Annotated in this window: 24 protein-coding genes and 1 pseudogene; 12 read left to right on the plus strand and 13 right to left on the minus strand. The window is 44.5% G+C overall.

Annotated features, from left to right (window positions below):
- Window positions 1–75: 75 nt before the first annotated feature.
- Both AB4111_RS11275 and AB4111_RS11280 read right to left on the minus strand, forming a co-directional pair.
- A pseudogene (locus tag AB4111_RS11275) lies at window positions 76–165 on the minus strand (putative holin-like toxin); the annotation flags it as partial.
- A 25-nt stretch (window positions 166–190) separates the two neighbouring features.
- Window positions 191–1,150 carry a carotenoid biosynthesis protein gene (locus AB4111_RS11280; protein ID WP_442031675.1) on the minus strand — a complete coding sequence of 320 codons (960 nt, stop codon included), beginning with the start codon at window positions 1,148–1,150 and terminating at the stop codon, window positions 191–193.
- Window positions 1,151–1,305: 155 nt separating this feature from the next.
- On the opposite strand from AB4111_RS11280, the gene AB4111_RS11285 reads away from it, so the two are divergent.
- The 8 genes from AB4111_RS11285 to AB4111_RS11320 all read left to right on the plus strand — a co-directional run bounded on the left by AB4111_RS11285 (window position 1,306) and on the right by AB4111_RS11320 (window position 7,453).
- A complete protein-coding gene (locus tag AB4111_RS11285) occupies window positions 1,306–1,875 on the plus strand; it encodes a TetR/AcrR family transcriptional regulator (RefSeq protein ID WP_197997660.1) in 570 nt (189 codons plus the stop codon).
- Window positions 1,876–2,800: 925 nt separating this feature from the next.
- On the plus strand, window positions 2,801–3,196 hold the full coding sequence (locus AB4111_RS11290; RefSeq protein WP_442031676.1) for a VOC family protein: 396 nt from the start codon (window positions 2,801–2,803) through the stop codon (window positions 3,194–3,196).
- 29 nt (window positions 3,197–3,225) lie between these two features.
- Window positions 3,226–3,759: a DinB family protein gene (locus AB4111_RS11295; RefSeq protein ID WP_442031677.1), complete on the plus strand. Its 534-nt coding sequence runs from the start codon at window positions 3,226–3,228 to the stop codon at window positions 3,757–3,759.
- A gap of 409 nt (window positions 3,760–4,168) precedes the next feature.
- The gene (locus AB4111_RS11300; RefSeq protein WP_442031678.1) at window positions 4,169–4,372 is read left to right on the plus strand and encodes a hypothetical protein; all 204 of its coding nucleotides are present in this window, start codon (window positions 4,169–4,171) and stop codon (window positions 4,370–4,372) included.
- Between the two features lie 212 nt (window positions 4,373–4,584).
- Window positions 4,585–5,076, plus strand: a complete 492-nt coding sequence (locus AB4111_RS11305; RefSeq protein ID WP_442031679.1) for a MarR family winged helix-turn-helix transcriptional regulator — start codon at window positions 4,585–4,587, stop codon at window positions 5,074–5,076.
- 175 nt (window positions 5,077–5,251) lie between these two features.
- Window positions 5,252–6,070 (plus strand): SDR family oxidoreductase, encoded by an 819-nt coding sequence (locus AB4111_RS11310; protein WP_442031680.1) that lies wholly within the window; start codon window positions 5,252–5,254, stop codon window positions 6,068–6,070.
- Window positions 6,071–6,269: 199 nt separating this feature from the next.
- Window positions 6,270–6,650: a galactokinase family protein gene (locus AB4111_RS11315; RefSeq protein WP_442031681.1), complete on the plus strand. Its 381-nt coding sequence runs from the start codon at window positions 6,270–6,272 to the stop codon at window positions 6,648–6,650.
- A 239-nt stretch (window positions 6,651–6,889) separates the two neighbouring features.
- Window positions 6,890–7,453 (plus strand): GNAT family N-acetyltransferase, encoded by a 564-nt coding sequence (locus AB4111_RS11320; protein ID WP_442031682.1) that lies wholly within the window; start codon window positions 6,890–6,892, stop codon window positions 7,451–7,453.
- A gap of 362 nt (window positions 7,454–7,815) precedes the next feature.
- Here the strand turns inward: AB4111_RS11320 and AB4111_RS11325 are convergent, their stop codons facing one another.
- Together AB4111_RS11325 and AB4111_RS11330 are read right to left on the minus strand one after the other, a co-directional pair.
- Window positions 7,816–8,967 carry a glycosyltransferase family 2 protein gene (locus AB4111_RS11325; RefSeq protein ID WP_442031683.1) on the minus strand — a complete coding sequence of 384 codons (1,152 nt, stop codon included), beginning with the start codon at window positions 8,965–8,967 and terminating at the stop codon, window positions 7,816–7,818.
- 937 nt (window positions 8,968–9,904) lie between these two features.
- Window positions 9,905–10,696, minus strand: coding sequence for an SDR family NAD(P)-dependent oxidoreductase (locus AB4111_RS11330; protein WP_442031684.1), 792 nt, complete (start codon window positions 10,694–10,696; stop codon window positions 9,905–9,907).
- A 255-nt stretch (window positions 10,697–10,951) separates the two neighbouring features.
- Here AB4111_RS11330 and AB4111_RS11335 point away from each other — a divergent pair, with 255 nt between their 5' ends.
- The gene (locus AB4111_RS11335) at window positions 10,952–11,509 is read left to right on the plus strand and encodes a TetR/AcrR family transcriptional regulator (protein WP_442031685.1); all 558 of its coding nucleotides are present in this window, start codon (window positions 10,952–10,954) and stop codon (window positions 11,507–11,509) included.
- Window positions 11,510–11,801: 292 nt separating this feature from the next.
- On the opposite strand, the gene AB4111_RS11340 is transcribed toward AB4111_RS11335, so the two are convergent.
- From AB4111_RS11340 to AB4111_RS11365, 6 genes are all read right to left on the minus strand, one after another.
- Window positions 11,802–12,296 carry a hypothetical protein gene (locus tag AB4111_RS11340; RefSeq protein ID WP_442031686.1) on the minus strand — a complete coding sequence of 165 codons (495 nt, stop codon included), beginning with the start codon at window positions 12,294–12,296 and terminating at the stop codon, window positions 11,802–11,804.
- A 3-nt stretch (window positions 12,297–12,299) separates the two neighbouring features.
- Window positions 12,300–12,947, minus strand: a complete 648-nt coding sequence (locus AB4111_RS11345) for a hypothetical protein (protein ID WP_442031687.1) — start codon at window positions 12,945–12,947, stop codon at window positions 12,300–12,302.
- 103 nt (window positions 12,948–13,050) lie between these two features.
- Window positions 13,051–13,614: a cyclophilin-like fold protein gene (locus tag AB4111_RS11350; RefSeq protein WP_442031688.1), complete on the minus strand. Its 564-nt coding sequence runs from the start codon at window positions 13,612–13,614 to the stop codon at window positions 13,051–13,053.
- Window positions 13,615–13,722: 108 nt separating this feature from the next.
- Window positions 13,723–14,481, minus strand: coding sequence for a cyclophilin-like fold protein (locus AB4111_RS11355; protein WP_442031689.1), 759 nt, complete (start codon window positions 14,479–14,481; stop codon window positions 13,723–13,725).
- A gap of 23 nt (window positions 14,482–14,504) precedes the next feature.
- Window positions 14,505–14,816, minus strand: coding sequence for an S-layer homology domain-containing protein (locus tag AB4111_RS11360; RefSeq protein WP_442031690.1), 312 nt, complete (start codon window positions 14,814–14,816; stop codon window positions 14,505–14,507).
- Between the two features lie 4 nt (window positions 14,817–14,820).
- On the minus strand, window positions 14,821–15,429 hold the full coding sequence (locus AB4111_RS11365) for a sugar O-acetyltransferase (protein WP_442031691.1): 609 nt from the start codon (window positions 15,427–15,429) through the stop codon (window positions 14,821–14,823).
- 166 nt (window positions 15,430–15,595) lie between these two features.
- Between AB4111_RS11365 and AB4111_RS11370 the strand changes: the two genes are divergently transcribed.
- Window positions 15,596–16,483, plus strand: coding sequence for a LysR family transcriptional regulator (locus AB4111_RS11370; RefSeq protein ID WP_442031692.1), 888 nt, complete (start codon window positions 15,596–15,598; stop codon window positions 16,481–16,483).
- Between the two features lie 342 nt (window positions 16,484–16,825).
- Here AB4111_RS11370 and AB4111_RS11375 read toward each other — a convergent pair whose 3' ends face one another.
- Window positions 16,826–17,515: a helix-turn-helix transcriptional regulator gene (locus AB4111_RS11375; RefSeq protein WP_442031693.1), complete on the minus strand. Its 690-nt coding sequence runs from the start codon at window positions 17,513–17,515 to the stop codon at window positions 16,826–16,828.
- Window positions 17,443–17,823 (minus strand): cupin domain-containing protein, encoded by a 381-nt coding sequence (locus AB4111_RS11380; protein WP_442031694.1) that lies wholly within the window; start codon window positions 17,821–17,823, stop codon window positions 17,443–17,445. The genes AB4111_RS11375 and AB4111_RS11380 overlap by 73 nt, the downstream gene beginning before the upstream one ends.
- A gap of 282 nt (window positions 17,824–18,105) precedes the next feature.
- Between AB4111_RS11380 and AB4111_RS11385 the strand changes: the two genes are divergently transcribed.
- Window positions 18,106–20,802 carry a glycosyl hydrolase gene (locus tag AB4111_RS11385; protein WP_442031695.1) on the plus strand — a complete coding sequence of 899 codons (2,697 nt, stop codon included), beginning with the start codon at window positions 18,106–18,108 and terminating at the stop codon, window positions 20,800–20,802.
- A 93-nt stretch (window positions 20,803–20,895) separates the two neighbouring features.
- The gene (locus AB4111_RS11390) at window positions 20,896–22,845 is read left to right on the plus strand and encodes a beta-glucoside-specific PTS transporter subunit IIABC (RefSeq protein ID WP_442031696.1); all 1,950 of its coding nucleotides are present in this window, start codon (window positions 20,896–20,898) and stop codon (window positions 22,843–22,845) included.
- A gap of 470 nt (window positions 22,846–23,315) precedes the next feature.
- Here the strand turns inward: AB4111_RS11390 and AB4111_RS11395 are convergent, their stop codons facing one another.
- Window positions 23,316–24,044 (minus strand): SDR family oxidoreductase, encoded by a 729-nt coding sequence (locus AB4111_RS11395; protein WP_442031697.1) that lies wholly within the window; start codon window positions 24,042–24,044, stop codon window positions 23,316–23,318.
- Between the last annotated feature and the right edge of the window lie 119 nt (window positions 24,045–24,163).

Below are 24,163 nucleotides of genomic sequence, written 5' to 3' on the forward strand. Positions count from 1 at the left end.
TGCTGTAACACGACTCCAGTGTACATTAACTACATAAAGAGCAGTCGGCCGCTAGGTGGTGGTCGGAATAGACTGTTACCTTAGGGTGGGCGGTCTATTTCTTTTCATGTAAGCAAGAAGCACCAAAATAAAAATGCCGAAAAGGAATATTAATGAAAGTGTGTCTTTGCCTCAATGCTTGGGTTTATGGTTATTTCTTGATTGGACTTGCTTTTTTACCCATAATGTAAATTCCAATCCAGCCTAGCAATAATAAGATCTGAGCCAGAACGACCAGCCACAACACTTCCGTGTAACCACCTATAATGCAAAATATAGTATTGACTAGGGGGAACCCCACGAAAGTAAACATGATAGGAAAATCTTTTTTGGGAGTGATTGAATAATTAACCTTCCGGTCCCAAAACTTTATAAAAGCTAATGCTAAAATTCCGATTGTAATTACAGAAAGTGTAATCAACATCACCCATTGCATATTAGAGGTTCTTTCGAAGAACGGTCCCATATAATTAAGGAAGTTAGATAAAGGTGAGAACATACAGGCTAATGACAGAATGGCCGCCAGAAACGGATAGATATAACCAATTGATTTACTGTAGCCTTTCTTTTTATGCCACCATTCTCCAATTAGAATAAAGACGGTCCAATATCCCGCTATATAAATCCATCCTGTAAAATTCATCACAGGTTCCCCATAGATTTGAGGCTCACCGGCTAGCGGATAATAAGTCCATCTTGCCATAAGTCCATCTGTAGTCTGAAATATCTGTTTGACAGCCACCGGGTCCAGTGAAAAGTCAAAAACCATAGCGCTCAATCCCGTAATAAATGGTTTAGTCCAGGACGGTATATTTACAGACTTTAGAACACGCAAAGTGGAATAAATGATCAGAAACTCAATAATAGGGACAGTAATCGGTATATTAAATAACATTAAAATACTCCGCCCATAGGCGTAAAAACCTTCCCCAAGCGATGAAGCAGTAATTTCAAAAACGGCTGCGTAAAAAAACACAAAACCTATAAACTGCAGTAGAACCGTTTTGGGATGTGTTTCCTTATCAAGGATATAGAAAACCATTAGAACAGCAGCAATTAAGACTATAATATCTTGAATTATCCATACAGGTACTACAGTTATATCACCCATATTTTACCTCCATTTAAGTTTAAAAATAGAATTGAACGTTCAAATAAATTATAATTTCACTGTGTTACTTAAACAACAGGCTGTTCGATTGAGATATGTTAGTTATCATACAAACCACCTTAGATTTGTTCATTATTTTAAATTGGGAGGATATTATGGCAGACAAAAAAACAGATCACAGAGTGAGATATACAAAAATGGTTATCAAAGAAAGCCTGTTGAAGCTTTTGACAGAACGGTCTATCAATAAAGTTACAGTGACCGACATTTGCAGAGAAGCAGGGATTAATCGCAACACCTTTTATACACACTATGCTAATCAGTTTGAGCTTCTTTCAACGATGGAAAATGATCTTTACGAAGACATTAAGCAAGTTGGGATGAGTTCTTCAAATCCTCAAACGCTATCTTATGAATTATGTAAGTATATAAAAGCGAATAAAACGATATGTGAGGTTCTGTTCTCAGAGCATGGCGATAAAGAATTATTAGAACGAATCCTTTATATCAGTCACGATTTAACTATTGAACGGTGGAAGACGGAATTAAAATATTTTGATCCACAATTATTTGAGTCCTGGTATACGTTCACCGCTCATGGCAGTATAGCTATTATTAAAAAGTGGGTGAGTAGTGGTCTGAAGGAAAGCCCCAGTAAAATTGCAGCTTTTATTGATAAAGCTACGGAATCCGTATCTAAAGCTTTTTATTCTGAAGAATTGTAGGATTTCCCCGCTTCTCACCAAAAAGCCCGGCAGCTTCTACGCAGTATGAGTGTTGAAACTCACGCCGGCAAGGTGTGCGGTATTGTATTCGTAGGTCATATCAAAGGAATGTCAACAATCGCTCTTTGCATCTGGATGTTGGTGCCATTAAAACATACCTGCAAGCGGATGAGGTATCCTATGAGTGGATCGACAACATACATGATCGTTATAAAACGTTGCGCTTACGAGCGCGGGTGCATTAATATATCCGACCATTGTTACACTGAAAAATGAAGGTACGCCGCCGCTGATCGAACTTTTGGTGTAGTGGCCGTTCGTATCAACGCTGATGGCAGTGCTGATCATGAGAGTAGAGGCTGCAATTTGTTATGGAAAACGAGTGATTTGATCTCGTTCACCGAGATTGGTCAGGTTCATCTCGGAGTGGTCGCAAAGTGACGTGCGAATATAATTCCTGCAAGGGTTAAATATGAAATTCATTGGTGTGACTATAGCGGCAATTATTACAGAGATGACATGGAAGATCTGTATGATGTACAAACCGTCTCTGGACCTGTTCCGGGAAGGTTGTTAGCGCATGATATGGTTCGGACGGATATAGAAGGCGCAGTGGAGGAGCGGCTTTTTTATTTTATCGGTACAAGTTTGTGTCCCGAGCCAAGGAAAAGAACTTGTACCGATTGCCGAAATGGACAAGAACATAGTCCGATTGCCGATTAGGCGTATATCTAATCGGCATCTTGCTCCTCGATTCATTAAACTAATGGGCAGGTTAGTTGAATAAGAACGTCGAAACACATATTGCATACAGAAAGTCTCAACCAAGCGAAATTGAGTTACTGGATGTAGAGTAGAAGGAACGAACAAGCAAACGACCGGAATGATTCGAGAGTTTCCTAATAAATGATAGGAGCGGATGTAGATGGGGATAACTGGCTGGGTGAATAAAATTACCGAAATCACATTATTTGTGGAAGATCTGCAGCGGTCGAAGACGTTTTACCAAGAGTCGTTTCAACTATCAATCCAATACGAAGACGAAAACTGTGCAGTATTTGATTACGGAAACACATGCATAAACCTCTTAAATCAATCAAATGCACGAGAATTGATTGATCCGGCTCAGTTTGGTCGTGTCGAGGATGGTGCAAGGTTCCTGTTTACAATCCAAGTGCCCGACGTTGACCGGGTATGCAACGAGTTGGAAATACGGGGGGTTACATTGTTAAATGGGCCAATAACGCGTCCTTGGGGGCGGCGGACGGCTTGTTTTGCCGACCCTGACGGGCATATTTGGGAGATAGCGCAGGTGCTTTAACGACTATTATGTGATGGGGTGAAAACCTTATGTTAAAAAATGATTCCGTGGCTATTATCGAGCAATATAAGCGAAACCTGGCTGGATATACGATAGACCAGTTGCGATATAAATTCCAGGAAGACGTTTGGTCGATTGGACAAATGTATATTCACGTGATCGATGTGGCAGAAGAGTACATCGATCATATTCAAACTTGTACGTTGGAGACTCAAGAAAAACATGGAGGCAAGACTGAAGTCGGAACGAAGGCGTTTATCGAAAAAGTGTGGCCCGATGTCCGTGTGAAACTTGAGGAACCAGTCAACAGGACCCGTAACCCCAATAGTAAGGAAGAGATCATAGCAGGTCTAGAGCAGGTGTTAAAAAAAATGAGATACTGGGAGGAACACGTTCGCGGAACGAATCAGGCTTGCAAGGTGCGTCATGGCTGGTTTGGCTGGCTTAACGCCCGTGATTGGTTTGAGATGATTGGCATGCACAGCAGGCATCATTTGCGCCAAAAGGCAAGACTGGACGAGAAGCTTGTGGAGGCAGGCTTATGTAATAATTCACTAAATTAACGGGAAACGATAGCTCATAAATTGTCGAGGGACTAGAACATGGTCCGATTTAAGTCGCTATTTTAGCGGCTTTTTTATTTAATCGGTACAAGTTCCTGTCCCAAGCCAAGGACAAGAACTTGTACCGATTACCGTATTGGACGAACATGTTCCGGAGTCCCAATCAACTAATTTCCTGTTGTTTTTAGGGTAGCAGTCCTAAAGACACAAAGAATTAGGAGGAGTTTTAATGAACAAAAAGAGAGAGAGCAACTTTAACTGCAGGAGGATTTTTAGGCATTGCTGTAGTGACAAGCGTTGCCTTATTGTTGTGTAGTGGTGCATCTACTCCAGATACACTTGATGCATCTAGTACACTAGAGAGAGCTTAGCGGATCTCATCTATACACCAGAAGACTTTGTTCTTGGGGTGGATACGACTCCTGGTTATATCTACATGACGGATAAAGTGGCCAAAGGGATTATATTCGGCATCAAGAGTCAAATTATTGAAGACAATACTCAGTTCGAATTCTATATTTTTGAGCTTCAGGTTGAGGTGGATCGTTTACAGGCAGATCTGGATGAAGCCAGGATCCAATCTCTTTTTGACAGTATTCCACGCTTTACCTAAGAAGGTGGATGGCTGATTATGAATATGTTTAAAAAGCGAAAGGCCGTGCATCTATGGGTCATTTTAAGGAAACGGCTACCTTTAATCGACGAAGTCCAGCATGCGAGCGTTTTGATTTTCATAGAAAAGAAATAATGATTTGACATTTTCTATGGGGTAAGTTATTTTACCTATATAGTTAAGCTATTAACTAAATGGAGATGACAGAACACATGGATAATCTGCAAGAAGAGAACTTACTGCCAATTGATCCTAAACGAGATTCGCTACAAGAATATTTGCTTAGTCTGCCACTGCCCAATGAAGCTTTTTTTACGATGGTTGAGGCGACTGCCAATCTGGTGGCCGTGTCGGAGAAATACTGGCAATCCCAAGGGCTGAATGGAGCAAGAATTCGCATACTTGTAGAGATTGCAAAAGATGGGGGAACGATGCTGCCTTCAGTGCTTGCCGAAAAAATCGGTGTCACCAAGGCCAACATTAGCTTGCTGCTGACTCCGCTGGAGCGTGATGGATACATTGCGAGGGCTGAACATGCCCAAGATGGTCGCAAGACGGTGATTTCCATTACCGATGCAGGACATACATTATTGAGGGAGCATCTGCCGGGTAATCGTGAAGCTGTGGCTTTACAAATGGGCAAGTTGGATGAACAGGAGCAGCATCAGTTGATTGTTCTGTTACAGAAGCTGAACAGGTCTTGATCCTTAATACACTTTAAAATGATACTAAGACCAGTGAATTTTGAGGCAGGACATGTGTTGGAAAGGGATGGGATTGGTTCTGCGAGGAATGTGTTGTAGTCCAGTGAATCATTCTGTTCATTTAGTTAATAACTTAACTACTTGATGCAATTCATTTACAGGAGGGAAAAGCAGGATGACGATCATGATTACAGGAGCCACAGGACAATTAGGCAATCTGATTATTGCACATCTTCTAGTCCGGGTCCCCGCTACAGAAATTATCGCAGGTGTCCGTAATGGGGGGATGTCCGAAACTTTAAAAGCTTTAAAGGATCAGGGTGGGGAGGTTCGCTGTATTGACTATGACAGGCCGGAAACGCTACAGAATGCCTTTGCCGGTGTGAGTAAATTGCTGCTAATTTCCAGCTCACATACCGATGATACAGTCCGGCTAACTCAACATACAAGTGTAATCAATACGGCGAAGAACTCTGGAGTTGAACATATCCTTTATACCAGTTTTGCTTTCCCACAGACGAGTCTTAAAGGTTCGAGTAACGTGCATAGACTTACCGAGCAGGTCATATTTGATTCGGGGATGAAGTATACGATTTTGCGCAATGGGCTGTATATTGATTTTGTGAATGTCCTTGGACTACAGGAAGCGATACAAAGTGGCGTGCTAACAACTTCAGCCGGAGATTGGCGTTTTAATGCGGTTACACGCAGTGATCTTGCATGGGCCATTGCGAACGTGCTTGCAGAGAAAGGGCATGAGCAGAGGATATATGAGTTGGCCGCGCCAAAGACTTGGAACTTTGCTGATCTGGCTGAGGTGCTCACAGCATTGGCGGATAAACCTGTCATGCACATCGAGGATGTGTCGGTACAGCATTGGATCTATCCTTTTTTAAGCAGTATTGATACCGGATCTACGTCTAAGGACCTTGAGCAATTGATGGGCAAACCAATAACTTCGTTGGAGGAGAGCATTGCACCTTTTCTGAATTAATCAATTTACATTGGAGTGACGTTAAGCCCGTATGATTGTCAAGACATCAACTTCAAAAAACGCTTACAAACTTTCAACTCTACCCTACCTTTTCGGAAACGAAGCTGAGATAATGGAAAAGCAAACGGGCATGAAGTAATCCTGAACAGTTCATCATTCACGTATCCAATCCACTTTAGGCCAAGCGTTGCTTGGCCAAATGTATGGTCAGCAACAACTGGAAGAACAGACAGCACGTTACACGCAGCTCAATGAATCATTCGAACAGTATTTTGGCGTACAAGAGGGCAGCAAGTTATTCAGCGCGGTTGGACGCAGCGAAATCAGGGGCAACCATATGGATCATAACCATGGTAAGGTGCTCGCGGGCAGTATTACGCTGGATACGATTGCGGTGGCTGCGCCAACGACAGATTCGGTAATTACCTTTTATTCGGAAGGTTATGACCAGAAATATGTAATCGATCTCACGGATTTGGCACCGAAGGCGGGAGACGACTATGGCTTTGATTCGGGGTATGGCTGCAGATATTCGGGGAGTACGGAAAACTGTCGAGGGACAAGAATATGCTCCCATTGAAGTCGCTATTTTAGCGGCTTTTTATTTTATCGGTACAAGTTCGTGTCCCGTGCTGAGGACAAGAACTTGTACCGATTGCCGAAATGGACAAGAACATGATCCTATTTCCGATTAGATATATATTTAAACGTCGATCACATGCACTTAAAACCTAATATTCAAAACAGTGATGCTGACACAGTTTACAAGTATATAGCAGAGGCGGGATTTGTTATGATAAAAATCTGGAGGCGAATGAGATGCTGGAATTAGAGTTTACTACTATAGAGGAGTGGGATGAAGCATTGTGGGCGCGGTTGGAGCGGATCTATCATGAGGCTTTTCAAAGCGGCGCTAAGACAAAAGCGATTCTGCGCAGTATGCTGGACCGGGGGATTGGTTATTTACACACGGGCGTGCATCATGGAGAAGTGGTTGCGATGGCTGTTACTGGACTGGAGGGGAAGGCTGCGGACCTCATCCTGATCATCGATTACCTCGCGGTTGAACAGAAGCTGCGCGGGTTGGGCATAGGGACCTGGATGCTGGAGCAGCTCAGAGCCTGGGCGTTAAGGGAACACGGGATCAAAGGTATGATTATCGAGGCGGAGTCCGGGACAACGGAGGCTCATCGGGAACGCATTCAGTTCTGGCAACGCAATGGGTTCATCCTGACCTCCTATGTCCATCAATATAGAATGGTGCCAGAGCCGTATCAGGCAATGATGCTGCCACTGGATAGAAGCACGCATGTGCCTGATGATGGTGAGGCACTGTTTCGTTATATCAATGCTTTTCACAAGGTTGCTTACCGGAAGAGTTAGACCGCATTCAAGGGACCTGCAGGAAATTTCTGTAGAGATTAGCTGACGTAGCGTTAATCAAATCTGCGAAGGGGGGTTGATTTTCCGACTTAATGCATGTAACTTGAAGAACCTCCGACATATGATTTAACTGCATTCAATTTGAATTCTTCGGTATACGTCTGAAATGTTTGCTCTTTTTTTGCCATAAAAATATCCCCTTGAAGTGTCACTTGAACCCCCATGATAACATGAAAGTTTTTTTTAGAGTCTATTTAAAGGGGATATTACCACAAAGATGTAGATAGGGGCTTTTTGTTGTATAAAAAAAGTGAATGCAATTGGAGCAGGAGTAGTATGGGCGAAGTTATTGATACAGCTAACTACTCCACCAGTTTTTCAGACCTCTGCGCCATATCCTGTAAAACGCGAGCCACCCGACTTTTTCTGCCTTTTGCTTTTCTCTGTATTCTTGCGAGAGATTTTTTATATGCTTCCACATCTGTTTGAAGCACGAAGTGTTTGGCGGCAATCCGTAATGTTTTTTTTAACAATCGTGCGGAAGAACGTGTTGTTCTGGACCGGAAGCCTCTGCGCAAGATTCGCAGCGTTTTTTTGTAGGTTTCGAGATCAGCTGATGGTGGTACAACGCAGAATAAATTGAGTGCGGAATCATTGAATCCATAGGTTTCGAGCATGATTTTTAGATTCTCTGTATTGAGCACTTCCCCTCGGAAATGAGTGGGATGTTCCTGATGATAACCTACGACCTCTTTCATACAGTAGAAGGGCACTTTCAAACGATGCAGCCTGTAACCCAGATCCCAGTCTTCAAGCCCATAGAGTACAAACCGTTCATTGAAACCACCGACCCGATTCAATAGGTTACGCCGGATGGATACACACCGAGTAACAAGCACCATCCAGGGAGCAACATCGGTGCTGGCAAATTGCTTGCTGACACCAGGCGGTATTTTGGTTGGGAAAATCACTTTGGACAATACATCTGTCTGATGAATGATATCTTCCGTTGTGACCAGTGGAATAATTTCATTCGCTGCATCAAAATCAGGATGCCATAAGTTTGAAGGGGTAAGGATCGAACAGCAATGTTCTTTTTCTGATGGAGAGAAGTCTGGATAGTAGTGGGTATAAGCATCGGCAAAAGAATGCGGAAAACCCGAAACGACGGCTCTGGGATTTTTACGATGATATTGACGCACTGTTCGGATAAATTCGGGTAATGCCAGAAAGTCAGCATCACAGAAGATAACATACAGACCTTTGGCATGCCGAAGCCCCAAATTCCGAATCGCTGACCTGCCACGTTGCTCCGTTTGGGATACGTAGGTCAAAGAATATGAAGACTGGAATGCCTGGACCTGTTCTTTCGTTCCATCAGTGGAACCATCATCAGCTACGATGACTTCGAAAAGGTGCTTCGGATATGTTTGTCTCTCAAGGGCTGCCAGTGTAAGCGATAACTGATGGGCCCGATTATAGGTTGGAATAATGACGCTGTAGCGAATTGCCATTCCTGTTTCCTCCTTCACGTTGTTGGACGCTCCTTATAAAAAAGATCGAACACGTTCAAGTAAGAAGTGATATTAGTTTATTCCATATATGTAGTAGCGACTGGTCAAACACCCTATGATTTCGGAAATGGGCTTGATCGATCTCTTTATTTTGCTTACCGTTCAATCTGGAAAAGTGATCCTGATCTATTGCATGGATGTGCAAATCCTGTGCTGCGCAAGGGAATATCAAATTTTGGATATATAGGGTAATAATGAAGGATAGCCATTTTAGCGAGCAAGCGGTAACTTTATGAGGAGCGATGACAAAGTTGGACAAAGTTGCTTTTCAATGATACGAATTAACTGGGGTGACGTGAGGCGATGAAACGGTCATGGAGAAGACGACTGACAATTGGAATCTGCCTGATGATGGGCATTACTGCTCTTTATTGATTGTGAATAAACTTTCGTTTAATGTATTGAAAAGTATATATGTGAAGATAATACAATTAATCTTACAAGGAGGGGTTAATTCAAATGATCGTTTCCAAATATGAAGATGTGCGGGGTAGTATACATAATGGGGACATTCTGCTTTGTAGTGGAAACTACCCAACAAAATCAATAAAATCGTATCTTAACAAGCAATTCAATTAAAGTATTAATAAGGGACTGAATCACGATATTTAGCGCAGGATATGTCGGGGGACAAGAACATGTTCCCATTAAAGTCGCTAATTTAGCGGCTTTTTTTATTTTATCGGTACAAGTTCTTGTCCCTAGCCAAGGACAAGAACATAGTCCGATTACCGATTAGATGTACTTCTAAACATTGATCACATACACTTAAAGCTTCATTAAGTATTATGCAGCACTAGATTAATCTGTTCTTTGATGGTCGTTTAACTATCAGTAATAATATATTCCAAAAACGATTCTCCAAAATTAAAGGCTTTTAGTTCTTCGATGCAGGTCGTCCAAGACGCTCTGAGAGGACAGCCATAAATTTACGCGTGAAAAAGCGGGCGCTGTTGGAGATCCAGTAATTGCCGATACCGTCTATCACATAAATGCGATTCTTCTCAAGTCCACGAAAGGCAGTCTTTACAACAGACTGAGGAGTACCCGTAACGCTTATCGGCAAATTCGTAGAATCGACCGTATCGAAAAAACCGGTTTGGGTTGCTCCCGGACACAACGCCAGCACACGAATTCCCAAGTGCCGGTTCTCCGCCCAGAGCGATTCTGAGAAGGATAGCACAAAGGCTTTGGTAGCGGCGTAAGCCCCCATATAAGGGAATGGATAAAAAGCTAAAAAAGAAGAAACATTAACGATAATTCCACCCTTCTGTTGCTGCATGTAGGGTAAAAACTGAGCAGTCATATCCATGAGTGAGGTGATATTCAGATCAACCATTTCCTGATAACGTTCCATAGAGGTTTCTTCAAACCGACCCTCCGTTCCGAATCCAGCATTGTTTATCAAAATGTTCACCTTCAGCCCAAGCGCCTTAACTTGTTCGGCTAGTTCTCCAGCAGCCCCCCGCATAGAAAGATCACTGACTAGAACATAGGTATTTACTCCATAGGTAGCTTTCAAATCCTTTGCGAGAACCTCAAGTTTATCCTTCGAGCGTGCAACCACAATGACATGACTCCCTCTTGCGGCAAGTTCTCTTGCGTATGCTTCTCCTATGCCGGATGAGGCACCTGTAACCAGTGCGACTTTGTCTTTATAGTTAACCATTGATTTGACCTCCTGATTTTTATATGTCTTACGAATTAAATATTAGAATATTTTTTCTAACCTTACTATAAGTATTAAGGGTGTTTGTTGTCAATAATATAGATTAAACATTCTTTTTCACTTAGTTTTTCTTATAAAAAATAAAAATATTCAATTTTTTACTGATTTAACGGAATAGAAATTCCAATATTGACATCGGTATTTCTCACGACTATAATCAAACGGAAAATATTTTCCATAAAGGGAGGGGTAAACATGGGTAAGCGAGAGGATATTAGGATTGCAACGTTGGATTTAATTATTGAGGAGGGCATACAGTCCGTTACTTTTCCGAAAATCTTCAAACGAGCCAATGTCGGCTCCAGCACCTTCTATAATTATTATAATAACAAAGAAGAGCTGGTTAATGAGCTTTATAAAAGTGTACTCATCCACATGGGAGAGGTGATCATGACCGACTATGATCCTAAGCTTACTATCTATGAACGAACTAAAGGCATTCTGAGACACATGGTGGATTACGGGCTGAACTTCCCCAAAGAAATCCTGTTTTTGGAAGGATACAGCGATTCTCCTTACATCAACGAAGAAGTGAGAAATATGATGAATCCTGCGATGATTGAGATTTTTGCCATTATCGAGGAAGGGCAGAAGCAGGGCATCATCAGCGAAATGGATCCAATGTTTTGCTGTCATCTTATCAAAGGCATGGTGGCTACTTCGATAAGGGGATATTTGGGAGGAAAATATCCATTTGGTGAGGAGCAGATTCGGCAGACATTGGATGCGTGTTGGAGAGCCATTAAGGTGTAGGTGAAGCTCATAGAGGTCGAGGGACAAGAACTTGGTCCCCTTGAAAGTCGCTATTATAGCGGCTTTTTTGTTTTATCGGTACAAGTTCCTATTGCCGATTAGGCGTATATCTAATCGGTATCTTGCTCTTCGATTCATTAAACTAACGGGCAGTTTAGCATGATGAATTTATACGGATTGATTTGGAAAATAGCGTTGTTAGTGATAACCGTGCTGATTGTTCCGAAGGAAGGTCCACTTGGATTACTTATGGTTTAATTACGAAAATTCGATTCTAGAGCAGCTACCGGCTTTAGGTATAGGCGAGCAAACGACCAGCGAAGATGACGCCTGTCCATACAATCAGTGAAACTACCGCTGCAACGCAGGCAGCGATCGGGGCTACGGCGGCATCGTTCCACGCATTAACCCGACGGTAAACGCCATTATGAAATACTGCGATGTTGATTGCTGCCAAGATGAGTAGCCCAAGCTTCCATGGTGCAGCACCAGAGCCGGCAATTATGGCTGCCTGCGCACTTAGTAGTGGAATCCCAGTAAGAATGACGATTGTCAGGCCAATATGAGAGATAGGCAGTAGATAGCGCGCAACTTTTGTAACCGATATGAGGCGGCGGCCAATTCCTAGAAGCCGCAGGTCAAAAGCGAACGCTGGACCAACAAGGACGACGATTCCAAGAATATGGAGACTTTCAAGCACCGGGTAGAGATACGGTGTGCTGCGTGCCGCCTCGCCGAGAGCAGAGTCTTGGAGTAGCACTAGTATTGAGTTAAGGAAATCATACATGTGTTAATTCCTCCTAATGCTGCGACGCAAGTAGAAGGAACCTCCGACACCTATTGTTACAGCAATAACGCCGAATACTGTCCATACTAACCAATCCCCAGACTCTTCATTCTCAGATAGCTCAAGAACATCTGTACCCATAATTGGTGTATCTCCAGAATCCGTTGACGAGCCTGGCAGCGGAGCACGTACTGGGAGCGTATTGCCTAGTACTTGGTTGACTGGAGTGCTATCGTTTCCATACCAGAACACGACCGGGCGGAACAATCCATTATCCTCTCGATTGATGTAGCCGACACCTTGGAAGCGCTCGCCGACCTCAAGTGCGCGATCTAGCCCCCACATACCCGACCAAGTTGGCGGTGCGATAATGACTTCTAGCTCATTGTTTGAGCCGTTGTATGCGTGGGCAGCTTTGACTCGGGTGCTGTCCTCGGGGTCTTGCAATTGCTCTGGAATCTCCAGCTCTGGTGTACTAGCAGATAGGTTACTGTCTACGGTGATATCGAACTGCGAGTGCGGATTGCCCCAAGTACCATCTGAAGAAACTTTGCCCGCAACATAGACAAGGTTATTTGTATCAAAGCCATCCCATCCGTGATGCGCCAAAGTGGGTGACGCTGGAATCAGAATGCTTCCTAGGGCTACCACAGCAATGATCCTAAAGATGCTAGGCAGTCGTAAATTGTGAATACCACGAGTATGCAATATCATGTTTTTCATTGATAAATTCCTCCTATTCGCTCTGTGCACTTTACCCTCCGCTGCCGACATGACCCTCGGTTCTACTAATATCAAAAGTAACTTCAACATTTCCGGACCCTAAAGCTTGTGCCAAACCTGCGGGATCTTCAATGCTACCAATTCTTGTATAACTATAAGAGGTATTAAAACCATCATAGAACAAGACGAGAGTTCTTGATCCATACAACATTAAATCTCCTGTATTGATCCGTCCGGGATTACTTGGATTGGTTGTTAATCCACTCGATAAATCAAAGAATTTTTCATTTGACAAATGATCTTTCAGTGTCACTGTCATTGGCAATAAGCTAATAAACTCTCTTGCTGTTTGATTATCTTCTATTGTTGCTTGGAACGTGTGATTATTTACTCTAATGGTGAAATCTGACACAATACCTTCCTCCTCATTGTTCGATTCTTCTTCTAGTTCAGTTTCTTCATTTTCTATTGGTATCTGAACCTCTGGCTCGTTATCCGGCTCTTCTGAAGCTTCAGGTGTCGGTGCACGGCTGCAAGCAACAAATAATATAAGTCCTAGTGTGGATAACAATACAGTTTTAAGTATTCTAGTCATAAATATCTTCCTGCTACTTTATCTTTAATTATTGACATACAACTAACTCTCCTTGAATTTCGTTCTATTATTAAGCTATTCCACTTGTCAACACAGACAGGTTTGCGGCTAGTCACTCACGGAAAATGTAATTTGTACACTGCCTGAACCAACGGCTTCTGCAAGACCCGTTGTGTCGTTTATGCGTCCGAGCTTTACGTAGCTTAATGAAGTAGAAAATGTCTTGTAGAATAAAACCAGAACGTTATCTCCATAGAGCATCAAATCGCCTTCACGGATTGTGCCTGGATTGACAGACCGGTCTGCACGCAAATTGTCTGATAAATTATAAAACTTTTCATCGCCATTGAGTTCGTACATATCTATTGTTAATGGAAGTTTGGCAGTAAATGCCCTCGCTGTGTCGTTATTCTCAAGGGTTGCAGTGAAAGTTGTATTGCCGATTATGATATCCACGTTAATCCTGTCATTCGTCCTGGGTGATTCAGGAATCGGCGAAATAGGCTGTTCCGGTTGCAAAGGGGACTCTGGCTCTGTGGGTTCTACAGGAACAGTAGGTTCGGGCACTTCTTCTTCCGTTACGGTTTCCATAAATCGAATGAGTATAACTGCAGCTTGGGCACGAGTGGCATAACCACCAGGCGTCAATTTACCGCTGCTGCCCTGCATGATCTGGCTGCCTAATGCCCAATGCATCGCATTTATTGCAAAGGAGCTGACTTGGGTTGCATCGGAATAACCATCAAATCCCGCAAATGCAGAAGTATTATATCCCTTAAAGTTGGCATAACGATGCAGGATGGTGGCAAACTGCTCACGGGTAATCATGTTGTTTGGCGCAAATATGGCATTGCCGATACCCGTCACAATATGATTGTCAGCCGCCCATGTTACCGCAGCGGGATATAGCTGGTATCAGGTACATCGGAAAAACCGCCATCGCCAGATACCGGCGGAGTGCCTTCCAAACGATGCAAAATGGTAACCAGCATTGCGCGGGTCATAGGTGTGTCCGGTTCAAAGTTACCTCCGCCTGTACCGGCCATGAGGTTATTCTCTGTCACATAGTCCACGGCAACACAATGCCATGCGTTCTCTGTTATATCGTTGTAGTCTGACGCGAAAGCAGTAGGGATCATGGATAAAATCAGAACAATTCCCAGTAGCAGACTAATGAAACGCGATGTTTGCTTTTTTCTCATAAAATCATCCCTCTAAATTCGTTTGCATTCTTTTTGATTCTTGAGGCACGTCGATTTTTTTTATGACTTTGGCAGGAACGCCGCCTACAATCGTATTTTCCAACACATCCTTTGTCACGACGGCTCCGGCTGCGATAACGGCATTGTCACCAATGGTTACTCCTTGCAGGACGGTCGCATTCGCGCCGATCCAAACATTTTTCCCAATCATAATTGGGGCAGGATAAGTCGTGCCTCGATCTTCCGGCATGAGACCGTGATTGAGCGTCGCCAACACCACGTTATGTCCAATGAATGTGCCATCGCCAATGCTAATACCGCCTTGATCTTGGAAATGACAGCCGGAATTAATGAACACATTTTTGCCAATGGTTATGTTCTTACCGCAGTCCGTGTAAAAAGGCGGGAACATACTAAAGGAGTCATCTACCGGTTTGCCGATCAGCTTGGTGATCAAGGCGCGGATTTCTTCCGGTTCGTGATAGGAGCAGTTTAACTCACTCGTAATTCGCATCGCCTCATGACTAAGTCCAACCATATAGGTGTGGATTTCTGAACCACCAGGTAGCGGCAATCCGCTATTTACATGATCTAAAAATTCTTTGAGGTTCATTGTGTACACATCCTTTTCCGCTAATCTGTAAACCACCTATAAACGAACTTTATCTTGTTATTTATTCTATCCCCATTTCTTTCAACATAACAAATACTCATATCTTATAACATGATATGCTTGATGAGCATTTCCAAATGGGTACAATAGAAGGGGAGGGATGCAGATGGAAATTAGAGTTTTGCGTTATTTCGTTACGGTCGCAAGGGAAGGAAGCATAACCGGTGCCGCAGATTTTTTACATGTGACACAACCCACGCTTTCCAGACAATTGAAGGATCTTGAACAAGAATTGGGAAAAAAACTGTTTATTCGCAGCAGCCACAGCATCATTCTCACCGATGAAGGCATGCTTTTAAGGAACAGGGCAGAAGAAATCCTAGATATGGTCGACAAACTGGAAGACGAGTTTAAATCAATGGAGGAAACGGTAGGCGGAGATATCTATTTGGGTGGTGGAGAAACAGATGCTATGAAACAGATCGCGCGAGTCGCAAGAGACCTCCAATCACGTTATCCCAATATACGATATCACCTTTACAGCGGAAACGAAGATGATGTGACAGAACGGCTTGACAAAGGATTGTTGGACTTCGGGGTTTTAATTCAACCGGCTAATATATCCAAATACAACTACATCAATATCCCGGCCAAGGATGTGTGGGGCGTTGTGATGAGGAAGGATAGTCCCCTTGCTGTCAAAGACTCAATTCAAGCCTCGGATTTGATTCAAGCTCCATTAATCTGTTCTCGACAAGCGATCAAACAAACTTTTTCCAAAAATGATTTTGCTGATTGGTTTGGTGAGGATTTCAATAAATTAAATGTCGTAACAACCTACAATCTAGCCTATAATGCGGGGGCTATGGTTGAGGGAGGCATTGGTTACGCCATAGCCATTGATAAAATAGTGAATACGTCCAATGAGAGCAAGCTGTGTTTCAGACCGCTGGAGCCACGACTTGAATCCGGCTTGAATATCGTTTGGAAAAAACATCATGTCTTATCGGCAGCAGCCGATAAGTTGCTAAAAGCAATTCAAGAAAAGTTGTGAAAACTGGCGAACAAACCGAAGAAGATGCTTACAGCATTTTCTTCGGTAACACGGAGCATTACAGATTCATAGCAGCCATGTTGCACTACTATGAAAATTCATAGAAATGGGAATCATTATGCTAACCGCGAGGGAAGAAGTTGACGATCGGGTCAAGGCTCTTAATCTGGGGGCCCGTTTGTGTCGCGGGACAAGAACATTGTTCCATTCAAAGTCGCTATTTTAGCGTCCTTTTTGTATTTAAGGAACCAAGTTCTTGTCCCAAGCTGAGGACAAAAACATTGTACCATTGCCGAAATAGACAAAGACATTGTGTCATTTCAGATTAGGTAATTATCTCCCCTACCTATCCGATATATATTTTTTGCGAAATTGTTGAGGTGTTTGACCAAATCTCTCCTGAAATTTCTTGTAGAAAAAACTGAGGTTACTGTTTCCTGTAACACTTGCAATTTCGTAGATCGGACGATCGGTATTCGCCAGCAGGAAGGAGGCGTAACTCAGTTTTTCGCTGAGAACCAGTTCCTTGAAGGTGTGCCCGGTAGCTTTTTTGATCAGGCTGGAGAGGTAGTTAGGGTTGAAATTGAAATGTTCTGCCGTGGAGGCAAGGGTGCATTCCATATAGTGATTTTCAATGTATTTCAAAATTTCAATGATGGTGACTTTGTTATTCACCAGCGCTTCCGGACGATTTGTGTCGAATTGAAACACACGCAGCAACTCATAAAAAATCAGTAGCATGTAGGAGTCAATGATTTCGGAGGACCCGAGCGATTTGTCGTAATATTCACAAAGCAATTGTTTAATCAAAATGGGCAGGTTGTTGTTATTTTCGCTATGGAAAATGATGTAACGGTTATGGTTATGCCGATCCGAGATAGCTCCAGCCAGAAAGTGCGACAAAATGCCGTTGTTCGCGAGCTTGCTCAGAAACGACGAGGTGAAGTAGGGTTTACGGATCAAGATATTGATAATGACATCCGTTTCGCTGGTTGGCAGTATCGCATGGGCACGCCGGTATCCACGATACATATTTGTCCTTGTTTCAAGGTGACTTGTTTGCCGTTGATGATCTGAGAACACTGTCCCGAATAGATAAAGCTCAACTCAAGATACGTATGGATGTGCAGCGGCACTTCCGCAAAGCGGGTGTGTTTGGATATGGTGATGTTTTCTTTGTCTTCGATCGTATCCGCAAAAACGTAAACGTGCTCGCCGTTCTCCAGAACGGCTTTTTGCAATGGCGAATACGTGGAAGACAGTGTATGAGGGTTATCTCTGTAAAAAAGTTCACGGTCGGTAAGTTTGTGGAGTTGCTTGTCTAATTGCTCATGATTCATGATCCTGCCTCCGATTGTGATCCAAAGTAAGGGATAACACATATTGTGTGAGTTTTTGATAGTCAAGATCCATGGTTTTGATATTTCACGTTCAGTCTGAAAGCGCTATATTAAACGTGTGAATGTCAAAACCCATCCGATTATGATTATTTTAACTCAGTTTATATCTGTTTTACTAGATACTGGTTACATGTAATCTTCAATATGTAATTTTGTTATTGGAGAACATTGGATCAGATTCACACAACATGAATGTTGGATTGCCGAAAGGAAGGTTGCCTGATGAAAAAGATAAACGAGGTTCTGCAGCAACGGGAGGACAATTATATTTTGCCGTTCTTCTGGCAGCATGGCGAAGAGGAGACAGTACTGCGTGAACATATGCAAGTCATCCATGAGAGCGGCATCCGGGCCGTCTGTGTGGAATCTAGGCCGCATCCGGATTTCGTCGGTCCGCAGTGGTGGCATGATCTTGATATCATTATGGACGAAGCCCGCGCACGGGGCATGAAGGTATGGATTTTGGACGATTCTCATTTTCCTACAGGATATGCGGCTGGGAAAATCAAATCCGACTTTCCGCAATATCAGAAATTGTTTCTGAAGGTGCACCAGCAGGATTTCGTCGGTCCGCAGCGGCAGGCTGGAATTATGGTGAAATGGGCGCTCCAGCGTCCAGGCGAGCGGGGCATCAGCGTTGGGGTGGAAGCAGCAGGACAGAACGGTCAGGCTGAGTTTGCAAAGGCGTTTGTTCCGAAAGATCGAATCATCGGCATTGTTGCCGCACTTAAAACGGGACCTGATGAAATTGATGCTGAAACGCTGGTTGACCTTACCGAACATTTGCATGAGGGAACTGTATATTGGGATATGCCTGAGGGGCGCTGGCGCTTTTTCACGTTGGTACAGACAAGCGAGGGCGGAGAAAAGGCAACGGAAGGTTATCTCAACCCGCTTGTGCCTGAAGCGACGCGGGTGTTAATCGATACTGTATACGAGGCTCATTATGCTCGTTATCGAAAAGATTTTGGTGACACGTTTGCCGGATTTTTCTCGGATGAACCGAGATTTGGTAACGTGAAAGGTCCATTGGCCTCAATTGGACGACTGGAAATGGTACTTCCTTGGCGCGAGGATCTGCCCGGGATGTTGGAAAAAAATTATCTACTTGGCGATGTTATACGCCATTTGCCGCTGCTTTGGGTCGATGCCGGAACGGCTGGACATCGGATGCGCTACCGGTACATGGACCTGATTACCAAGTTATATGCGGAGCATTTCACCAAACAGCTTGGCGACTGGTGCCGGGATCATGAAGTTGAGTACATCGGGCACATCATCGAGGATAACAATGCTCATGCCAGGTTAGGGTACGGACCAGGACATTTTTACCGCAGCTTATGGGGGCAAGACATGTCCGGTATTGACGTCGTGCTGCATCAAATCATGCCTGGCATGGACGACGGATTTTTCAAATCATTCACGGCTACTGGCTGGGACGGCGAGTTTTTCCATTATGGATTGGCTAAAATGGGTGCTTCTCTGGGGCACCTGGATCCGAAAAAGCACGGACGCACCATGTGCGAAGTGTACGGAGCTTATGGTTTCGGTGAAGGGCTCAAGCTGATGAAGTGGCTGACGGACCACATGCTCGTGCGTGGAGTGAACCACTTTGTGCCGCATGCGTTCTCGCCGAAGAAATATCCGGACCCGGATTGCCCGCCGCATCTGTATGCGGACGGTCACGATCCACAGTATCGGTATTTACCTGTGCTGACGCATTACATGAACCGGGTCAGCCATCTCTTGTCCGACGGGCAGCACATCGCTCCGGCAGCAATTCTGTATCATGCCGAAGCGGAATGGTCCGGCGATTACATGCTGTTCCAGAAACCGGCGAGAGCGTTGACGCAGCATCAGATCGATTTTGACGTAATTTCTGCAGAATTGGCTCTCTCGGCCGAGGTACAAATGGGGAGGTTTGCCATCAACGGCGAACGGTTCTCGGCTTTGGTCATTCCGTACGCGGAGGCGTTGCCGAATCAGTTGATGGATCGCTTGCATGCTTTTGCTGAAGCGGGTATCCCGCTTTATTTCGTGGATAGCCTGCCAAAACGGGGAAGCGAAGGGGAGGAACTGTCTGACGTCCTTGCGCACTTGGAATCGCACAACAACGTAACCGTGTTAGAGCTTGATAAGCTTGCCGTAGCATTGATGGATGCGGGTGTGAATGAGATTTCGGTGTCGGAGCAGCAACCGTACCTGAGATATTATCATTACCGTCATACTGATGGGGATGTATATATGTTCTTCAATGAAGACCCGGCCAAGGCGTTGGATACGACAGTTAGCGTTCCGGCTGTGGAGGGAGTACAGAATTTGTTCATCTATAACGCGTTCACGAATACGTTGAATTCGCTCGATACATCGATCGATGAGGGGAAACATTCCTTCTCGCTGAAGCTGGATAAGTATGAGTCTGCAATTATCGTGCAGGGGCACGAGTTATCGGGCGGGCTTGTGAAAAGAACGGAAGGATTGCGGGATCCTGCCGACGACGTGTTCGAGATTACGGGAGAGTGGAAGGTGTCGGTCGCTACGGCGATGCAATACCCGAAATTTTCGGAACACGGAACATGCACGGAGCTTCAATCACTGGCATTGCCGGGCGAGCTGCCATCTTTCTCTGGCACAGTACGGTACGAGATTGAATTTGACATTAACGATGTTCCCAAGCAGGCACGATTAGTCATCGGTGAGCCTTACGAAATTGCCCAGGCCTGGCTTAACGGTCATGATCTCGGCACCCGCATTTGCCCGCCGTATGCTTACGATGTTCATGGATGTTTGCAAGAAGGTACCAATCGTCTGGTGATCGAGGTGACCAACACCTTGGTGAAAGAGCAGCAGGATTTCCTGTCCCAGTATCTGATTCAGGAGCCTACGGGCATCGTGGGCAGCGTGTTTTTACAATACTAAAATTGGTTGTGGAAGTGAGCAGCGGCACAAGATCGTGTCAAAGCAAGACAAGGCTGCTCACTTCATGGCCGGCTTGCAGAGGAGTGAACCCAGATGGATCATCGTCAATTGGCAGAGGATGTGCTGCGCAGCGTCGGCGGTACAGCGAACATCAACAAAGTAACCCATTGCGTCACGCGGTTGCGGTTTGAGTTGAAGGACAGCAAACTTTCCGACACGGAAGAGATCAAAAAAATGAACGGAGTGTTGACCGTCATCCAACAAGGTGGGCAGTATCAGGTTGTCATCGGCAATCAAGTCGTGCCCGTGTTTAACGAGTTGTCTTCTTTAATGGGAGGAAATACACAGTCGGACTCTACGGCTTCAGGTGAAAATGAAAGCAGCGGAGAGAAAAAGAAACTGCTTGACCGGTTTACCTCGATGATCTCGGGTGTTTTTACGCCAATCATGGGAGCGCTTGCAGCAAGTGGTGTCATTAAGGGATTGCTCGCCTGTCTTTCGGCGTTTGGCGTCTTGGCGGCCACGGATGGCACATATATTGTCCTCAACGCCATCGGCGACGCGTTGTTCTACTTCTTCCCGATTTTCCTTGGCAGCTCGGCGGCCAAATACTTTGGATTGAACCAGTATTTAGGGATGACGATCGGGGGGGCAATGGTTTATCCAGCCTTGGTCTCGTTTGCGGGGGCAGAGGAGAAGTTAACCTTTTTGAGCATGCCGATCAATATGATGAATTATACGTCATCCGTCTTTCCAGTTATCGTTGCTGTATGGTTCGCTTCGTTGATTCAAAGGTTGATCGAAAAGCGGATTCCGCAAGGGTACCGTTATTTCCTGGTACCATTTATCGTTGTGCTGATCACCGTGCCACTGACCTTGTTCGTCATCGGTCCGATCATTACGTATTTGAGTAACGGACTTGCGGACATCACCACAGCGATTTATAACTTCAATCCAACTCTGGCAGGCTTTGTTCTTGGCGGGCCTTGGATTCTCATCGTCATGTTTGGCCTGCATTGGGCATTTATCCCGATTTTCATCAATAACATGGCGACAACGGGCTTTGATTCGCTCATGGGATTGCTGGCAGCCAACCAGTTTGCGATGGCAGGAGCTGCCTTTGCTTACGGACTTCGTGCGCTGGATAAACAGCAAAAATCCTTGGGCTTCTCGACGGGCGGCACTACGCTGCTCGGCGTAAGCGAACCTGCATTATATGCGGTGCTGCTCCCCAACAAAAAACCGCTCATCATGGCTATTATCGGCGGTAGCGTGGGCGGAGTCTTCGGCGGAATCTTCCTTTCCAAAGTATATTCTTTCGTGCCATCTGGCGTATTTGGCATTCCGGGTGCGATTAATCCTGACGGCATCGACGGCGGATTTTACGGTTATGTGCTGCAGATGGGGGTAGGCCTTATCGTTGGTTTTATCCTTACTTATCTTTGGGGAAGCAAAAGAAAAACAAAGGACTATTCTTCGCATTCGGCAGGTTCTGATAAGGCGACAGGTGCAACCGAGTCATCGGCAAGCTTGCAGGAGAATGGGCAGAAAGTAGTCTCAAAGGTTCAATCGCGGGCAACTGAGATTACGGTGTACAGCCCATTGACTGGCGAAGTTGTGGAACTGTCCGAAGTTGAAGATGAGGCGTTTTCCAGTGAAGCGATGGGGAAAGGCTTCGCTATCATCCCTTCGAACGGTACAGTGGTTTCTCCAGTAAACGGGGTAGTTACCACGGTGACCAAATCGAAACATGCCATTGCGATCATTGGTGAACAAGGCGAAGAAATTTTGATCCATGTGGGACTTGATACCGTTAAAATGAAGGGGGACGGTTTTGACCCCAAAGTGCAAGAAGGCGATGTAGTCAAAGCTGGCAAGGTGTTGATGAAAGTGGATTTGGACAAAATCCGTGAGCGAGGATTTCCCCTGATCACACCAGTCATTGTGACCAATAGCTTCAATTACTCAGATGTAGTTTCAGCAGATGGACTCATGAACAGAAAAATTGTAGCAGGTTCGTTACTTATGAGCATTAAAGCGTGAGTATGAATGGTAAACAGAAGCCCGGACAAAAGGACAGCCTGCGTCGTCCTTGGTGTGTGAGCTGCATCGTTGGCTACTATGTATAAATAATGCGCGGATCTCGGCTGTTTTTTGTAGATGTATATTTAATCAAATAATGTGTTAGAAAGGTGGTAAGGGAGAGCAGACCATGCATGGTTCTGCACTACCTCTAAATAGCCGTTTCTACCGTTTATACTTGGTAATATGTATGCGAAACGAAACTTTTGGGTATCATAACGATAAGTGTCGAGGGACAAGAACATGGTCCCATTGAAGTCGCTAATTTAGCGGCTTTTTCATTTTATCGGTACAAGTTCTGGTCCCGAGCCAAGGACAAGAACTTGTACCGATTGCCGGAATGGACAAGAACATAGTCCGATTACCGATTAGATAAGTATCTAACTATGTTCAAAGCAATATCAGCATAATCACTTTTCTTAGGCATAGTTTTAGGCATTCAGCTGTTTGAAAAGCTCGTCCCGCTCCTGGCGGGAAGCATTCGCGGAAATTTTGGAAAAGTCATAAGTTATTTCTTCTTCGCCTCGTGCCAATCCGGCCATAACTTCGTCCGCAAAGAGGTCCACAGGGACGCCGGTAGCATTTGCCCCGGGAATGCCCAAATCGGTGTTCGTGAGCGTCGGAGAAATCTCGATGACTCTGATTTGACCGTTGAACTGATGTCTCATCGATTGTGTATAGGAATGTAGGGCGGCTTTCGTGGCGCTGTACACGGGGGCTGCAGCCAGCGGTACATGAGCCAGGGCGGAAGTCACATTTAAAATCGCTGCATCCTTTTGCTTAAGCAGATGAGATGTGAACAACCGGGTTAAGTGAATGGGCGCCCCTAAATTGGTTTTTACTTCCAAATCAATATGCGACCATGGCTCCACGCCATCATAATTCAGATAGTGCATGATCCCGGCATTGTTGAGTACAACGTTCAATTGGGGGAAATTACGGGTCACTTTTTCAAAAAGTGCAATGCGCTCCTCCTCTTTAGACACATCGCTAACATAAGTAACCAGTTCAGGATGGATGTCTTTTGCCTCCTGCAGCTTATCGGCTCTTCTGCCGGTGATGATTACTTTGTTGTCGTTTTTCAGGAATCTCGAGGCAAGCGCAAATCCGATACCAGTAGCACCGCCAGTGATCAGGATGGTGTTATTTTGTATATTCATTGAGTATCGCTCCTTTATTGTCTTATACTGTATCTGCTCGAAACCCATTGTATAATCAAGTTGAATGGATATGCAGAGGTGCATTTATTCTAGTAGTGTCACTACTAAGCTACTTTGGA

It is taken from the genome of Paenibacillus sp. 2KB_22, from assembly GCF_052115745.1.
GTDB lineage: Bacteria > Bacillota > Bacilli > Paenibacillales > Paenibacillaceae > Paenibacillus.

What these genes read in the sequence shown, in the direction of transcription:
- AB4111_RS11280 (WP_442031675.1), bottom strand. Translation starts at nt 1,150, where the DNA reads ATGGGTGATATAACTGTAGTACCTGTATGGATAATTCAAGATATTATA.
- AB4111_RS11285 (WP_197997660.1), top strand. Translation starts at nt 1,306, where the DNA reads ATGGCAGACAAAAAAACAGATCACAGAGTGAGATATACAAAAATGGTT.
- AB4111_RS11290 (WP_442031676.1), top strand. Translation starts at nt 2,801, where the DNA reads ATGGGGATAACTGGCTGGGTGAATAAAATTACCGAAATCACATTATTT.
- AB4111_RS11295 (WP_442031677.1), top strand. Translation starts at nt 3,226, where the DNA reads ATGTTAAAAAATGATTCCGTGGCTATTATCGAGCAATATAAGCGAAAC.
- AB4111_RS11305 (WP_442031679.1), top strand. Translation starts at nt 4,585, where the DNA reads ATGGATAATCTGCAAGAAGAGAACTTACTGCCAATTGATCCTAAACGA.
- AB4111_RS11310 (WP_442031680.1), top strand. Translation starts at nt 5,252, where the DNA reads ATGACGATCATGATTACAGGAGCCACAGGACAATTAGGCAATCTGATT.
- AB4111_RS11315 (WP_442031681.1), top strand. Translation starts at nt 6,270, where the DNA reads ATGTATGGTCAGCAACAACTGGAAGAACAGACAGCACGTTACACGCAG.
- AB4111_RS11320 (WP_442031682.1), top strand. Translation starts at nt 6,890, where the DNA reads ATGCTGGAATTAGAGTTTACTACTATAGAGGAGTGGGATGAAGCATTG.
- AB4111_RS11325 (WP_442031683.1), bottom strand. Translation starts at nt 8,967, where the DNA reads ATGGCAATTCGCTACAGCGTCATTATTCCAACCTATAATCGGGCCCAT.
- AB4111_RS11330 (WP_442031684.1), bottom strand. Translation starts at nt 10,696, where the DNA reads ATGGTTAACTATAAAGACAAAGTCGCACTGGTTACAGGTGCCTCATCC.
- AB4111_RS11335 (WP_442031685.1), top strand. Translation starts at nt 10,952, where the DNA reads ATGGGTAAGCGAGAGGATATTAGGATTGCAACGTTGGATTTAATTATT.
- AB4111_RS11340 (WP_442031686.1), bottom strand. Translation starts at nt 12,296, where the DNA reads ATGTATGATTTCCTTAACTCAATACTAGTGCTACTCCAAGACTCTGCT.
- AB4111_RS11350 (WP_442031688.1), bottom strand. Translation starts at nt 13,614, where the DNA reads ATGACTAGAATACTTAAAACTGTATTGTTATCCACACTAGGACTTATA.
- AB4111_RS11360 (WP_442031690.1), bottom strand. Translation starts at nt 14,816, where the DNA reads ATGAGAAAAAAGCAAACATCGCGTTTCATTAGTCTGCTACTGGGAATT.
- AB4111_RS11365 (WP_442031691.1), bottom strand. Translation starts at nt 15,429, where the DNA reads ATGAACCTCAAAGAATTTTTAGATCATGTAAATAGCGGATTGCCGCTA.
- AB4111_RS11370 (WP_442031692.1), top strand. Translation starts at nt 15,596, where the DNA reads ATGGAAATTAGAGTTTTGCGTTATTTCGTTACGGTCGCAAGGGAAGGA.
- AB4111_RS11375 (WP_442031693.1), bottom strand. Translation starts at nt 17,515, where the DNA reads ATGTATCGTGGATACCGGCGTGCCCATGCGATACTGCCAACCAGCGAA.
- AB4111_RS11380 (WP_442031694.1), bottom strand. Translation starts at nt 17,823, where the DNA reads ATGAATCATGAGCAATTAGACAAGCAACTCCACAAACTTACCGACCGT.
- AB4111_RS11385 (WP_442031695.1), top strand. Translation starts at nt 18,106, where the DNA reads ATGAAAAAGATAAACGAGGTTCTGCAGCAACGGGAGGACAATTATATT.
- AB4111_RS11390 (WP_442031696.1), top strand. Translation starts at nt 20,896, where the DNA reads ATGGATCATCGTCAATTGGCAGAGGATGTGCTGCGCAGCGTCGGCGGT.
- AB4111_RS11395 (WP_442031697.1), bottom strand. Translation starts at nt 24,044, where the DNA reads ATGAATATACAAAATAACACCATCCTGATCACTGGCGGTGCTACTGGT.